Source organism: Leuconostoc aquikimchii (assembly GCF_040838325.1).
Lineage (GTDB): Bacteria > Bacillota > Bacilli > Lactobacillales > Lactobacillaceae > Leuconostoc > Leuconostoc aquikimchii.
Genome location: NZ_JBFPER010000001.1, coordinates 579,679 through 595,172 on the forward strand (window position 1 = coordinate 579,679; position 15,494 = coordinate 595,172).

The following is a 15,494-nucleotide window of genomic DNA, read 5'->3' on the forward strand; positions in this document are numbered from 1 at the left end:
AGAATAAAATGAGTGAAATTTTGACACTAGGTGAACCAATTGTTACCTTTACGTCAACTGATTTGAATGCGGGATTAGTTGACAGTATTAACTATTATAAATTTTTGGGCGGTGCTGAACTTAACGTTATGATTGGTGCTAGTCGTTTGGGACATAGTACTGAATATATTTCTCAAGTTGGTGCTGATCCATTAGGACAGTTTACAATTAAAGAAATATCAAAGTATCATGTTGGTAATCATTATATTGCAACTGATGACAATAACTGGACCGCTTTTCAGTTAAAAGAGTTAGTTGATCAAGGGGATCCAACCACGTTTAATTTCCGACGTCAGTCAGCAGCGGCACATTTTGATAAATCCAATATTGATCATATTGACTTTTCTGGCGTTAAAATGGCGCATTTATCAGGTATTTTTCCAGCTATTTCAATGCAGGCACGAGAAGCATTTCGTTACTTCGCCGAACAGCTTATTACACGTGGCATTCAAACGACATTTGACCCTAATTTACGTCCAGCACTATGGGAATCACAGGCGGTGATGATTGAAACAATTAACGATTTAGCTAAATATGGTGAAATTGTTTTGCCTGGTATTAACGAAGGTGAAATTTTGATGGGATCACGTGACCCTGAAAAAATTGCTGATTTTTACTTGGCCAATAGCGACAGAACGCAGACCGTGGTCGTAAAGCTTGGACCAGAAGGTGCATATGTCAAAAATAAATCTGGTGACAGTTACACAGTTAAAGGGTTTCATGTTGAGAAGGTGGTCGACACGGTTGGTGCAGGGGATGGCTTTGCACTAGGCTTAATTACTGCGCTAATTGAAGGGTTACCGATGGCTAAAGCAGTTGAACGTGGGAATGCAGTTGGTGCTTTGCAGGTGCAAACAACTGGCGATAATGATGGGTACCCAACATCCGATCAATTGACACAATACTTAGCATCAGAACAGAAAGAGGACTAAAAATATGACCAAGCAAGTATATTTACCAGATGATATTCCGGCAGTTGGTAAGAAGATTTTAACTGATGCCGGGTTTGAGGTGGTCGTTGGCTCTGGACGTGAGCGCGATAAAATGAAAAAAGAAGGTGCGCAAGCGTCTGCAATTTTAATTGGCACGCAACCTTTTGATGGTGATGTGATGGACAGCATGGCCAATTTGCAAGTGATTGCCCGTAACGGCGTTGGTTATGACGCGGTTGACGTTGCTGCAGCGACAAAACGTGGTATCTACGTGGTAAATACGCCAAAAGCCTTATCTGGTTCCGTTGCGGAAACAGCCGTATCAGAATTATTAGCAATTAGTAAAAATTTGTATCAAAATGCGGCAGCAATTCACGCGGACAACTGGAATTATCGTAAGTCGCATCCAGGTCGCGATATTGCCGGAAAAACGGTTGGTATTCTTGGATTTGGTCGCATTGGTCAACAGGTAGCGAAAAAATTAAGTGGCTTTGACGTGAAAATAATTGCTTATGATCCATTTGCAAAATCAACAGATAGCGTTAACATAGTTGATCGTGAGACAATTTTTAAAACAGCTGATTATGTTATGGTTCATTTACCAGCAATACCTGAAACAATACACACGATTGGTACGGCTGAATTTAAGATGATGAAAAACGATGCTTATTTAATTAACATGGCTCGTGGGGTGATTATTGTTGAATCAGAGTTAGTGACTGCTTTAAAAAATGGTGATATTGGCGGTGCTGCTCTGGACGTTTTTGAAGAAGAGCCGTTGCCGGTGACCAATCCATTGGTTGGCTTAGACAATGTTTTGCTGACACCACATATTGCTTCTAACACGATTGAAACAAAAGCACGGATGGCAATTGACGCAACACACGATATTGTGCGTGTATTGCAGGGAGAAAAGCCAGAATCTGCTGTGAATCAGTTGGATTGATAGTTATTTTTTAAACGTTCCTGATGGGGACGTTTTTATTTTAAACGTGTATAATGGAAGTATTCTAACAATTTGAAGGAGAAATTATGGACGAATTAACACGATTTTATAATACATTACAACCAAATCATTATGATATATATTTGGATATCGATCGTTCGTCAAAAAAAATTAGTGGGAAAACAACAATTTCAGGGATAGCGCAAGATTCAAAAATTGCCCTGCATCAAAAAGATCTGTCTGTTAGTGCCGTACAAGTTGCTGGCCAGCCAGTGCCGTTTGTGCTTGATCGTGAACTGGATGCGCTTAACATCACATTGCCAAAATCTGGGAAAACACAGATAACTATTGACTATACAGCACCGTTAACTGATACGATGATGGGTATTTATCCGTCGTACTATGAAATTGATGGTGAGAAGAAGCAAATTATTGGGACACAATTTGAGACCAGTTTTGCGCGTCAAGCTTTTCCTTGTATTGATGAACCAGAGGCTAAAGCAACATTTGATTTAGCGATTAAGTTTGATGAGCAGTCAGACGAAACAATATTAGCTAACATGCCAGAATTACGCGTCGAAAATAATATTCATTATTTTGATACCACAGTAAAAATGTCAACTTATCTGATTGCCTTTGCATTTGGTGAGTTACAAAACAAACAAACGCAGACGGCCAGCGGGGTTAAGGTTGGTGTTTATGCGACAAAGGCACATGACCCTAAAACACTTGATTTTGCATTAGATATCGCTAAACGTTCGATTGAATTTTTCGAAGATTTTTATCAAACACCTTATCCATTAGCACAATCAAATCAACTGGCATTACCTGACTTTTCAGCTGGTGCTATGGAAAATTGGGGCTTAGTCACTTATCGTGAAGCGTATTTAGTGCTTGACCCAGACAATACGGCCTTGGAAGCCAAACAGGTTGTGGCAACAGTGATCGCCCATGAACTCGCTCATCAATGGTTTGGTGATTTGGTGACGATGAAATGGTGGGACGATTTGTGGTTAAATGAAAGTTTTGCCAACATGATGGAATATGTTGCTATTGATGCACTTGAACCTGAGTGGCATATTTGGGAATTGTTCCAGACATCTGATGTACCAGCCGCTTTGCGTCGTGATGCAACCGATGGCGTGCAAGCCGTGCATGTTCAAGTCAATCATCCAGCTGAGATTGATTCGCTGTTTGATGCCGCAATTGTTTATGCAAAGGGTGCACGCATGCTGGTCATGGTACGTGCGTTAATTGGCGATGATGCTTTGCGTGAAGGTTTGAAAAATTATTTTGCTGCGCACAAATATAATAACGCCACTGGCGCTGATTTGTGGCAAGCATTGGGTGACGCTTCTGGACAAGATATTTCAGCTGTCATGAATTCGTGGTTGGAACAACCAGGCTATCCAGTTATTTCAGCTGAAGTGCTTGATGGTCAGTTAACTTTAACACAGCAACAATTCTTCATTGGAGAAGGACAAGATGCCAATCGTTTGTGGCAAATACCTGTCAACAGTAATTATGAGGCAGTACCCAAAATAATGACTGAACAAAAGGTTGTTCTAGGTGATTATGTCACGTTGCGTCGAGAGGCTGGCGAAGCATTTTACCTCAATATGAGAAATGACTCACATTTTATTGTTAAATATGATGCAACACTCTTACAAAATATTTTAGTTAATGTTGACCAACTAGATGCGATTACACAACGTCAAATTATTCAAGATTTGCATATTTTAGCTCAGGGACGACAAATCGCATTTTCAGAAATTGTACCGTTACTCTTACGTTTTGCTCATAGTAACTCTAAGATTGTTAACGATGCCTTATACGCTGTTGCGCAAGACCTACGTCAGTTTGTAACACCTGATTCTGATGAAGAAAAGAATTTGAAGCAGTTCTATGATAAATTGAGTCGTCAGCAGTTTGAACGGTTAGGTTGGCATGCAAAGGGAAATGAATCATTAGATGATGAATTAACGCGTCCTTACATTGTTTCAGCTGCATTGTACGCAGAGAATAGTGTCGCAACGACACAGGCGCATGACCTATTCAAAACACATGAGAGTGATTTGCAGAAGTTACCAGCAGAAATACGTGTGTTCATTATTCGTAATGAGGTTCAAAATCATGGGAATCAAACGCTATTTGATGACTTGCTGTTAAATTATCGCAAGACCTCTGACGCGGGTTACAAACAAGATTTGCGTGCGGCGATTACGAGTGTCACGGATCCAAAACTTGTCAGTCAGTTGGTGGCAACATTTAAAAAAACGGATGTGATTAAGCCACAAGATTTGCGGGGATGGTTTGGTAATACTTTGCGTAATGCACATGGTGAAAAAGCTGCTTGGGATTGGTTACGACAAGATTGGGATTGGCTAGAATCTAAAGTTGGTGGTGATATGGAGTTTACGACTTATATTACCGTGGCTGCTAGTGTTTTGAAGACAGCCCAGCGCTTAGAAGAATTTAAAAATTTCTTTAATCCAAAAATTGATCAACCGGGCTTAACGCGTGAAATTAAAATGGATACACGTGTGATTAGTGGTCGTGTGGCATTAATTGCATCAGAAAAAAATGCAGTGAATCAAATGATAGCTGATAATATTTAAGCACGTAGAAGGAACCATAGCTTGATGTGGTTCCTTTTTTTGTTGTAGTAAAAGAATTAGAAAATCAAGATAATGATAAAGTCATGAAGCACTTAGCTGCTTTAGTTTGACTAAAAAAGAAACAGATGTCTGTATTTTAATAAAAATGTTAAACGTTTAATTGCTTCTTATCGTTATTTATGGTTTAATATTTAACGGACAAAATAAAGGTTGCCAGTGAGCAATCATTTTGAAGGGGAATTATAATGTCACAGAGTCAGTCTAGTAACACCGAAGAAAATTTAATGTCGAGCAAGATGACTAGCGAACAAAAAGTGGTCCTTGGATCGACAACATTAGGCTTTACATTAGACCACATGGACGCAACATTTTTGTCATTTGCTTTGGCACCGATGATTGCAGAATTGCACATTACTGGGGCGCAGGGTGGTATTATTGCTGCCATGTCTAACTGGGGGGCCTTACTTGGTAGTGTCCTGTTTGGCATATTAGCTGATCGTATTGGTCGTGTACGTGTTTTGTCATATACAGTGATGTTAGTGACATTTGCGACGGTCATTCTAGCATTTCTTGATAATGCACATACGATTTATGCCTCTCGTTTCTTACTAGGTATGGGAACTGGTGGTGAATATGGTGTCAGTATGGCGTTGATTGCTGAAAGTTTCCGAGCCAACCGTGTTGGCAGAATGAGTTCAATTACAGCAATTGGGGGACAAGTAGGTGCTATTCTAGCAGCTATCTTGGCAACACTCATTATGCCAGCATTTGGTTGGCGTGGTTTGTTCATGATTGGTTTCTTACCGCTAATCGTCGTTTATATTGTTCGCCGACATTTAAAAGAAACACCGGCATTTGAACAACTGAAGTCTGATTACAAATCAGGTCGCAAAAAATTCAGCTTTAAATTTATCGCCAATACGCCGAAGCGTGCTTACACGTCATTCGTGTTGATCATTATGCTAACCATCCAAACATCTGGCTATTATGGCTTGATGAACTGGTTACCAACAATCATGAGAAAACAGTTGGGGATAACGTCAACTGTGACAGCTGGCTATGTAAACTTAGGCATGATCCCAATTATTATGGGTATGGCTGTTGGCATGATGACATTTGGGACTATTTTAGATAGAATTGGACCACGACAAGCGTTTGCTATTTTCTTGGTTGGTTCAGCGATCATGATTTACACGTTTACGTTTGCTTATAATATGTGGACGTTAACCATGTTGGGCGCAGTCGTTGGTTTCTTCTCTAATGGCATGTACGGTGGCTTTGGTGCTGTCATTAGTCGTCTGTATCCAGCCGAAATCAGAGCAACGGCTGCGAACACGCTCATGGGATCCGGACGTGCCTTAGGCGCATTCTCGTCAGTTGTTATTGGTTGGATTATGGATAATTATGATGTCGCCGCAGTCATGTTGAGTTTGACTGTGATGTACTTGATTAGTTTGGCATTCATGCTAACGATTCCAGACTTTAAAAAACTGGGTGCAAACAGTCATTATCAAGAAACAAATTAATAAATCTTTTGGTTCACAAATCATTTAACGATAAATGATTTGTGAACTTTTTTGATGTCGACTTAATGGGTGTATAATGAGAATAATTATTGAAAGGCATGTTAAAATGACAAAAATACAACAATTTGGCAAAAAAATAGTGGATAAAGCAACTGAAATAACCGAATTATCAACAATTGGCTTTTATGATGAGACATGGGCAAAAGCAGATATTTTAAATTATTTAATACGCCAGGCGTTACCTGAGTATCATAGTCATGCCGTAGAAAATGATTGGTTAACTGACCATCTAGCCACAGTAGAATTAACGATATTAGATTTTTTACAAACAAAACAACCATTAACTGCGCCTATTTTTTATACAATCGCTGCGCAGTTATTAGGCTTTGACGATGAATTGCAAGCGAATAATTTTAATGGGCGACAGGTCTTTAAAAATGTGGGGCTCGCCATAACTAATGCATCAGATATTTATCACGCGTGGTATGTTCTTTTAAACACGCATACGAAAAATGGTTTATTGTTCATTGATGATTTAGCAAGCCATGGTTATTTCAAAGCCAGCAATCAACGTCTTTTATTTAACGGTAAGTCTTTGGTGACTTATGATACGACAAATTTAATTCAAGAAACGGTCTGGGTTGAAACAGCAGTTGATTCAGATAATGACGGCCAATTTGATCTTGTGCAAGTCGACATTCAACGACCAAAATCACTTGAAAAGTTACCGGTTTTATTTACGGCGTCGCCATATTATCAGGGCATGATGTTAAAAGAAAACGATGCAAAAATACATGATGTTAATCAGCCGTTGCGCTATAAAACGCCGACGCAAGTGACTGACAAGCCGACCGCTCGTCATGATATGCAACACATGGAGGCCATTTCACCGCGAGTGATTACCGGTGAAACAACAACTGCAACAAAAACCTTTACGGATCTCGCAGGTCGCGCTTGGGATTTGAATAATTATTTCTTATCACGCGGTTTTGCGGTAGCGTATGCTGCCGGTGTTGGTACAAGGCATTCTGATGGCATGCAAGACACTGGTTCACCAGAACAGGTTGAATCTATGAAGAATGTTGTAGAGTGGCTAGCAGGCAACCGTGTGGCTTTTACAGACAGGACAAGCCAAATTGCAATGACTGCTGACTGGTCTAATCACAAAATCGCTATGACGGGACGTTCTTATTTAGGCACGTTAGCGACAGCAGTAGCGACAACTGGTGTTGAAGGCTTGAAAACAATTATTTCTGAAGCGGCTATTTCTGATTGGTATCAATATTATCGTGATAATGGCTTAGTGATTGCGCCTGGTGGGTTTCCAGGTGAAGACATGGATGTGTTAGCTGAGTTAGTTTATAGTCGTATGCAGGATCCTGCTGATTGGGTACGTACGCAATCAACTTGGCAGGTTTATCAAAAGAAAACGATGCGATTGCAAGATCGTCAAAATGGTAATTATGATGGTTATTGGGCCGCACGAAATTATCTGAATCAGGCTAAAGATATCAAGGTGGACATCATTTCTGTGCATGGCTTAAACGATTGGAATGTGAAGCCACGCCAAGTTTATCGTTTGTGGCAAGCACTACAGGGGAATGGTCATCATCATAAACTGATTTTGCATCAAGGCCAGCATATTAACATTAACAATAATCGGTCGCTTGATTTTGCTGACCAAATTAATTTGTGGCTTTCTGATAAGTTACTAGATCTTGATGTGAACGCCACAACAATGCTACCAACAGTGACTTGGCAAGATAACACACAAGCGCAAACGTGGCATAAATTAAATGATTGGGGGGTATCGGCAAATAAGACGACGTATTATTTGGCAACAAATCAACTGACCTTAGCACCTGCAAGTGGTGAAGGGGTTTTTACGGATTATTTGCCTGAGGTATTATTTAAAAAATATACAACAAATTTTAATCATTGGCGTGATCAAACCATAAAACAAGTACCAGAATTAGCACAGACGCAACAACATTTTAGCAGTGAAATTATCACAAAATCACAGGTCATTAATGGTGAAAGTGTCCTACATTTGCGTGTTAAATCATCGCAAAATATTGGGTTGATCAGCGCGATGTTAATTGATTATGGGGAAGATGATTATATAAAACCCCAGACGACCGAGCAAAATGTCATGATTGATCGTGGTGTTAATTTTGCTAAAGTCCCATTACAAGAATTCGAACTGCAAAAGGCCAGTAGCAAAATGATTACGATAGGGCATATTAATTTACAAAATCGCACAAACGCTTGGCAAAATGATGCGTTAGTTGCCAATGAATATGTAGCCATAACCCTTAAATTGCAACCAACATTGTACCAATTACGTCCAGGACATCAATTAGGATTAATTATTTATGCGACTGATTTTGAAATGACGGTACGCGGCAATCAAGCGATTACTTACACAATTGATTATGAAAATAGCCAATTAACGTTACCGCAATAAAAAACTGGCCCTCAGTCACTAGACTGTTATGGTGTCTTAGTGATTGAGGGCCAGTTAGGCTAAGTTGTTTAACTCTCGGGATTTGGTGTTGTGAGTGAATTGTTGTGAATATAACTACGAAATGTTTTAAAGGTATCTGCAAATAATTCGTCAGGTTCGATGTTTAACATTTCTTTTGGAAAATAGAAGCGTTTATCAAATGATACTTGTCCTTTAATGGCTGCAACAAGTGGCGACAGTTCCGATAATTCTCTATGTGAACCATCATCTAGTACAAAGTCGATTTGCGTCCGTGGTTTGGCGACGTTGGGCTTATAATCATCATAGGGTAGATCGAAGGCATCATTACGTGCTGTGTAGTAGTCGGCATTATAGCCGGCAATGCCGACTAGTTGGTCGAGATCTGCTAGCAGCGGCGCAGTTTCATCATTAATAATAATCGATTTTAATGGTCGTCGGTCTAAGAAACGCTGTGACAGGTCAGATAAAATTGGGTCAGGATGATGTTGCCACATGGCAATATATGTCATGAAAACATGGTCATCAATTTGTAAGTAATCATAAATAGTTAGCGGTGTGTCATTAAATAATGGGGTTAATAGTGGCCCGACAAAATCTTTTTCATGTGTGCCACTGGCACGATATAATTCGCGTGCACGATGCAATAAATGCTCCAGCAGTACTTCCATACCACGTGATACTGGATGGAAATAGACTTGTAGATACATTTGATAACGGCTGACAACATAGTCTTCAACGGCGTGCATACCGGCAATATCAAAGGCAATCCCATTTTTGGTTGGCTTCATGGTTCTTAAAATACGATCGATGTCAAACTCACCATATTTCGTGCCAGTAAAATAGGCATCACGTAATAAATAGTCCATCCGATCAACATCTAGTTGGCTAGAAATTAGTTGCACAACTTGTGGATTATCATAGGTTTTGGCAATCACACTGGCAACTTTGTTTGGGAAATCTGGCGCAACGCTTGCTAACACAGCATGTATTTCTGTATCACCAGTGATGATTTCGCGTGTAATGGCCTCATGATCTGTACCGAATAAGTGTTCAAAAGTGTGTGAAAATGCACCATGACCAATGTCGTGTAACAGCGCTGCTGCTAAAGTGACGAGACGTTCGTTTTTTTGCCACAAACCATCATCAGGTGTTTGAGACAGGTAGTATTGTTCAAAGTGTTCCGTGATACGTCTGGCAATTTCGTAAGCGCCAACCGAATGACCAAATCGTGAATGCTCAGCACCGTGAAAAACAGCACTTGTGATACCTAGCTGCTGTACGCGTCGCAGTCGTTGAAATTCAGTCGTATTGATTAAATCAAGGATGACACGATCTTGAATATGAATAAAGTTGTGAATAGGATCACGAAGTACTTTTTCGTTTAATAATTTATCTTTTAACATATTCTGCCCTTTTATCCTTTCTTATATTATAATAGATTTTTAAAGAAAATAATAACAAAAGTTGTATTAATGTGATGTATTTGGTAAAAAAACTATTTTTAATTTGAATCATAACGCTTGATTTTATCCTAAAATAATTGAAATGAGGAAAAAATGATCAATGATAACGTGAATATTTATTTAAAAACAACAATTAATCAAGCAGGCGAGTCTGAAATTTTTGAATTTGATACAACTGGTGAGCTGTTTGTTAAAAATGGTGCGATTTTTTTGCGCTATATCGAAGTCATCGCTGGGCAAAATCAGACAAAAGTGTTATTTAAATTGGCGGGTGATCGTGCACGATTAAATCGTAATGGGGATGGCTTAACTAAACTTGCTTTCTTAGAGGGACAACGATTACCGGCGCATTATCAAACACCAGCAGGACAGATGCAGCTAGAAACTTATACAACGGCGCTGTTTAGTGAGATTGATTTGACGCAATTAACAGGTGTAACAAGCATTAGTTATGACCTGTATGCAAACGATGTGATTATTGGGCAATATGATATTTTGTTGCAATTTACTCAAAAATCTAGTAAACTTAATTAGTTAGAAACTCGAAAGGACGTGCACTATGGCACTCACACAATTAAGCAGTCACCCAAAAGAAGAATTAGCATTGGTTGAAATTGCGTCTGAAATTTTGGCGGAACATAAAACTGTTATGCCGTTTAGTTCATTAGTACAAGAAATTCAGAATTTTTTGGCAGTCGATGCGGAGACGTTCAAGTCACGTCTCTCACAATTTTATACAGATTTAAACACAGATGGTTCGTTTATTTCCCTTGGAAACAATGAGTGGGGATTACGTGCTTGGTATCCAGTTGATGCCATTGATGAATCAATTCATGAAATTGATGATGACGATGATACACCAAAGCGTAAAAAGGTAGCCAAGAAAGTTAACGTCTTTGCTGATGCCTCTGCAGATGATGATGTCATTGATTATAATGATGATGATCCAGAAGACGAAGACTTCGGTGAAGTTAGTAATGATGAAAATGATGCTAACGGTTCAGAAGTTGCAGATGACGATGATGATGAAGACGATGTTGCTGTTGGCGACGACGAATCAATTGATGACAATTTGACTGAGCTCACTGGTACAAATGATTTAGATGATTTGAGTGACGGTGATATTGAAAAATAGTAATTTTTAAAATTCGCGAGAGCGTTTTTTTTTTGCAAAAAAACGTTGATATAGCAACGTTTTCAATATATATTACAAAGATGATTAACAAACTTTTCAAAAAAGGTTGCTTTTTTCGAAGAATGTCTGTAGTATATATAAATGTGCTACGGCATTGTTTGCTCCTTTAACTCAGTTGGTTAGAGTAGGGGATTTTTAATCCCAAGGTCCTCGGTTCGAGTCCGAGAGGGAGCACTGATTTAACAATCAGGAGACCTTGGGATATTCCATTTAAAAGCAAGTAACTTCGGTTACTTGCTTTTTTTTATCAAAAATTTGCAAAAAGAAACAAAACATAGTATTATTGATAACAAGCGTTGAGATGGATATTTTGTGAGATTAGCCTGATAAAGAGACATCATGTGTGGTGAAAGTGATGAAGGCAGCTAGCAAAAAACTACCATTGATGTATTGTATGAGTAAGCTATAAGCTGAAAGTACTGTCGGAGTAATTGGTCGTTAACCTAATTGTTTTAAGAAGTGCGTATATTTTACGCCTGAAACTGGGTTGGTACCGCGCAAAAGCGCCCCTAGATTAAGTTCTAGGGGCGCTTTTTTGACGCTGATAAATCTTAATTACGGAGAAACAAGTTGGAGGAATACTGCTAATGGCAGAAAAAAAGAATAGAGAATTAAGCAGGGACTTATCATCTCACCAAATGCAGATGATTGCCCTTGGTGGGACGATTGGTGTTGGCCTGTTTATGGGGTCAGCTGCAACAATTAAGTGGACAGGGGTTTCTGTTATATTAGCCTATGCACTTGCAGGCCTTGTGCTCTATCTGGTCATGCGCGCACTAGGAGAGATGTTATATGTTGATCCTTCTGTGGGATCCTTTGCAAACTATGCAACAAAATATATTCATCCGCTGGCCGGCTACTTAACTGTTTGGGCAAATGTATTTCAGTGGGTCACCGTGGGTATATCAGAAACAATTGCTGTTGGGTTATATTTGGACTTCTGGTTCCCAGGCATTCCGAGTTGGGTTACCGGTATGGTTGTATTAGCAATGCTAACGTTAGCTAATCTGACGACTGTTAAAGCTTACGGCAATATGGAGTCTTGGTTTTCAATGATTAAAGTTGTGACAATTATTTTAATGATTGTCTTAGGTTTGATGGTTATTGTGCTTGGCTTTGGTAATGGTTGGCAACCCATTGGTTTTTCTAATCTTTGGCGTCATGGCCCCTTTTTTGCGGGTGGGTTTAAAGGATTTATGTTTGCCTTATCAATTGTTATCACATCATATCAAGGTATAGAAGTGATTGGTATCACTGCTGGTGAGACTGAGAATCCTAAACAGGCAATTGTATCGTCAATTAGATCAATTGTCGCACGTATTTTAATTTTCTATATTGGCGCAATTTTTGTCATCATCACAATATACCCATGGAATCAGCTAGATCAAGTGGGATCACCATTCGTGGAAACTTTTTCACGTGTTGGGATTACAGCAGCAGCTGGGATCATTAACTTTGTGATGATGACTGCAGCAATGTCAGCGCTAAATTCTGGTATTTTCAGTTCAAGTCGGATGTTGTATACGTTGGCGCTAAATAAAGAATTACCACCAAAGTTTTTGGGGCTATCAAAACATCGTGTACCAACATTGCCAATTTTAGCTGTTTCAGGTGGTATTTTGCTAGGTATCATCTTAAATGCAGTTATGCCATTTTTCTGGCGTGGCAGTTCAAATATTTTCGTGCTCGTCTATTCAGCAAGTACACTACCTGGTATGGTGCCTTGGTTTGTTATTTTGTGGAGCCAAATAAAGTTTCGACGTGAAAACGCACACCATATGGTTGAGCATCCATTTAAAATGCCTTTGGCACCTTACACAAATTATTTTGCCATGATCATGTTGTTAATTACGCTTGTATATATGGTCATCAACCCAAACACGCGAATACCATTATTTATTGGTTTGGCATTTTTGATAATCATGTCTTTTATTTTCTTGCTGACACGTAAAGGTCATGCTCAGAAGTAAATAGCATATTGTCAACATTTTATTAAAATAAATGATAAAATAAATGAATATTAAATACGGAGGAAATATGCTTGGCATAGTGAGATAAGACTGTTGATGCTTAATTTTGTGATCGTTTTATTAAATCACAGTCAAAAGATTAGGACAACTACTGTTAATATCAAAAATGACATGCATTTCTAAAATTATGAAAATAGCAATAGATGCAATGGGTGGCGATTTTGCGCCGTTAGAAATTGTTAAAGGTATTGAACAGGCACGCGACCGTTACAAAGATATTTCATTTCAGCTCTATGGCACAGAAGACAAGGTGAAACCTTTAGTTCAAAATTGGGAACGCATTGAGTTGATAGCTACGACTGAGGTCATTGAGATGGGTGACGAGCCCGTGAAGGCGATGCGTCGTAAGAAGGACTCGTCAATGGTACAAGCTGCGATGGCGGTCAAAGAGGGGCGTGCAGACGCGTTGTTCAGTGCGGGTAATACGGGCGCCTTGTTATCAAGTGCTATCTTCTTGATTGGGCGCATTAAAGGTGTTGATCGGCCTGCGCTAGCAACAGCGCTACCAAGTTTTAATGGTCCGCACGATCAATTTGTCTTTATGGATTTAGGTGCAAATGCGGAAAACAAATCATCACATTTATATCAATATGGCATTTTGGGCAGTTTCTATGCGACACATGTTTTAGGTATAACAAACCCGCGTGTTCGTTTGCTTAATAATGGGGCAGAAGAAGACAAAGGTGACGACGTGCATAAGACAGCACACATGCTGATGAAAGATGCGCCGTCATTTAATTTCATGGGTAACATCGAAGCGCGTGAACTACTTGAAGGGACCGCTGATGTTGTGGTCGCTGATGGATTTTCAGGTAATGCTGCCTTGAAGGCAACAGAAGGCACCGCGTTGATGATGTTAAAACAAATCAAAAAAGCGATCATGTCATCTGGCTTTAAAGGTAAAATTGGTGGCGCGTTGCTCAAGCCAGCTTTTCGAGAGGTTCAAAAAAAATTAGATTATAATGAAGCTGGTGGCGCTGTTATTCTTGGTGTGAAAGCGCCGGTAGTGAAAACCCATGGTTCAGCTAAAGCTAATGCTGTGGCCAATACTATGGGGCAAATTAAGACAATGGTTGATAATCAATTAGTGTTAGATATACAGACTTATATCACAGCACACAAAGAGGAACTCCAATCAGGTAAGGAAGCCTTACATGCACAATACAATGATTAGTGGTATACTGTTCATTTGAGTTAATGATTAAATAAATATTGGAGAACCCGCAATGGCTATGGAAAAAGAAGCAATATATAATATGATGGCTGATGAGCTTGCAGAACGTTTCAATGTGAAACGCGCTGCAGTTACACCTGAATTAAACTTTTTAACTGATATTGATGCAGACTCTATTGATTTTGTGGAATTAGTTTTAGAAGTTGAAGATATGTTTAATATCAGCATCTCAGATGACGATGCTGAAAATCTCATCACATTACAACAAACGGTTGATTATATTGTGGCGCACCAGAACTAATTGATTAAAGATATCGTGATTGACACTTACTAAAAATAAGCTTATAATAACTTCAAAGTGAGTTGACTGTCAATAATATCGTGTCAAAATCAGTATATGATTTAAGCAAAGCATAGCGTGTTTTGATTTTACATGTTACATGTTAAATTACGCGATTTATGTCATGTATAGCATTTCTGAACACATTTAAATAATTGTGCAGAAATGCTTTTTTGATACAGTCAGACGATGAAAAAATTTTGGAGGATAACAGTATGACAGAAATACAACAAAATAAGCCTTTGATTTCACAATTATTAGACACATGGATTCAGGGTGAAGCAAGTGAAACCTATGCACTTGCTAACTATGCCAATGCTGCCGCTATTATATTTCAAAATGTTAGTGCAGTGAATTGGGCAGGCTTTTATTTGTATCATGCAGAAACAAACACGTTAGCTTTAGGGCCATTTTTAGGCAAACCAGCTACGGCTTTGATTGCACCTGATAAAGGGGTTGTTGGGCAATCATTTACCTCTCAGCAGACAATTGTTGTCCCTGATGTGTATGCATTTCCAGGTCATATTGTATGTGATGTTGACTCAAATTCAGAGATTACAATTCCTATTACAACTGCAAGTGGCCAAAAACTTGGTGTGTTGGATATTGATTCAACAGAACGCAACCGTTTTGGTAAACAAGAACAGGCTGATTTAGAAAATTTTGTTCAAGCATTGCTGCAATATGTTAAATTGGTTTAATGACGTGTTAAGTTATGTCTAACGATTCTGATCAAGTTAAGC

Annotated in this window: 12 protein-coding genes and 1 tRNA gene; 12 read left to right on the forward strand and 1 reads right to left on the reverse strand. The window is 39.1% G+C overall.

Features of this window, described 5'->3' with window-relative positions:
• Positions 1-8 precede the first annotated feature (8 nt).
• From AB3K24_RS02955 to AB3K24_RS02975, 5 genes are all read left to right on the forward strand, one after another.
• Positions 9-971, forward strand: a complete 963-nt coding sequence (locus tag AB3K24_RS02955) for a sugar kinase (protein WP_367973719.1) — start codon at positions 9-11, stop codon at positions 969-971.
• A 4-nt stretch (positions 972-975) separates the two neighbouring features.
• A complete protein-coding gene (locus tag AB3K24_RS02960) occupies positions 976-1,917 on the forward strand; it encodes a phosphoglycerate dehydrogenase (protein WP_367973720.1) in 942 nt (313 codons plus the stop codon).
• Positions 1,918-2,003: 86 nt separating this feature from the next.
• Complete coding sequence (locus AB3K24_RS02965) at positions 2,004-4,535, forward strand: M1 family metallopeptidase (protein WP_367973721.1); 2,532 nt, start codon at positions 2,004-2,006, stop codon at positions 4,533-4,535.
• Between the two features lie 245 nt (positions 4,536-4,780).
• On the forward strand, positions 4,781-6,061 hold the full coding sequence (locus AB3K24_RS02970; protein ID WP_367973722.1) for an MFS transporter: 1,281 nt from the start codon (positions 4,781-4,783) through the stop codon (positions 6,059-6,061).
• A 106-nt stretch (positions 6,062-6,167) separates the two neighbouring features.
• Complete coding sequence (locus AB3K24_RS02975; protein ID WP_367973723.1) at positions 6,168-8,528, forward strand: Xaa-Pro dipeptidyl-peptidase; 2,361 nt, start codon at positions 6,168-6,170, stop codon at positions 8,526-8,528.
• Positions 8,529-8,596: 68 nt separating this feature from the next.
• On the opposite strand, the gene AB3K24_RS02980 is transcribed toward AB3K24_RS02975, so the two are convergent.
• On the reverse strand, positions 8,597-9,952 hold the full coding sequence (locus tag AB3K24_RS02980) for an HD domain-containing protein (protein WP_367973724.1): 1,356 nt from the start codon (positions 9,950-9,952) through the stop codon (positions 8,597-8,599).
• A 153-nt stretch (positions 9,953-10,105) separates the two neighbouring features.
• On the opposite strand from AB3K24_RS02980, the gene AB3K24_RS02985 reads away from it, so the two are divergent.
• The 7 genes from AB3K24_RS02985 (at position 10,106) to AB3K24_RS03015 (ending at position 15,452) form a co-directional block, all read left to right on the forward strand.
• Positions 10,106-10,546: a DUF1934 domain-containing protein gene (locus AB3K24_RS02985; RefSeq protein WP_367973725.1), complete on the forward strand. Its 441-nt coding sequence runs from the start codon at positions 10,106-10,108 to the stop codon at positions 10,544-10,546.
• Positions 10,547-10,571: 25 nt separating this feature from the next.
• On the forward strand, positions 10,572-11,147 hold the full coding sequence (gene rpoE / locus AB3K24_RS02990) for a DNA-directed RNA polymerase subunit delta (protein ID WP_367973726.1): 576 nt from the start codon (positions 10,572-10,574) through the stop codon (positions 11,145-11,147).
• Between the two features lie 160 nt (positions 11,148-11,307).
• Positions 11,308-11,381, forward strand: a tRNA-Lys gene (locus tag AB3K24_RS02995).
• A gap of 413 nt (positions 11,382-11,794) precedes the next feature.
• Positions 11,795-13,177, forward strand: coding sequence for an amino acid permease (locus tag AB3K24_RS03000; RefSeq protein WP_367973727.1), 1,383 nt, complete (start codon positions 11,795-11,797; stop codon positions 13,175-13,177).
• Between the two features lie 187 nt (positions 13,178-13,364).
• Positions 13,365-14,411: a phosphate acyltransferase PlsX gene (gene plsX, locus AB3K24_RS03005; RefSeq protein WP_367973728.1), complete on the forward strand. Its 1,047-nt coding sequence runs from the start codon at positions 13,365-13,367 to the stop codon at positions 14,409-14,411.
• A gap of 52 nt (positions 14,412-14,463) precedes the next feature.
• A complete protein-coding gene (locus AB3K24_RS03010; RefSeq protein WP_367973729.1) occupies positions 14,464-14,712 on the forward strand; it encodes an acyl carrier protein in 249 nt (82 codons plus the stop codon).
• 254 nt (positions 14,713-14,966) lie between these two features.
• Complete coding sequence (locus tag AB3K24_RS03015; protein WP_367973730.1) at positions 14,967-15,452, forward strand: GAF domain-containing protein; 486 nt, start codon at positions 14,967-14,969, stop codon at positions 15,450-15,452.
• The last annotated feature ends 42 nt before the right edge of the window (positions 15,453-15,494 follow it).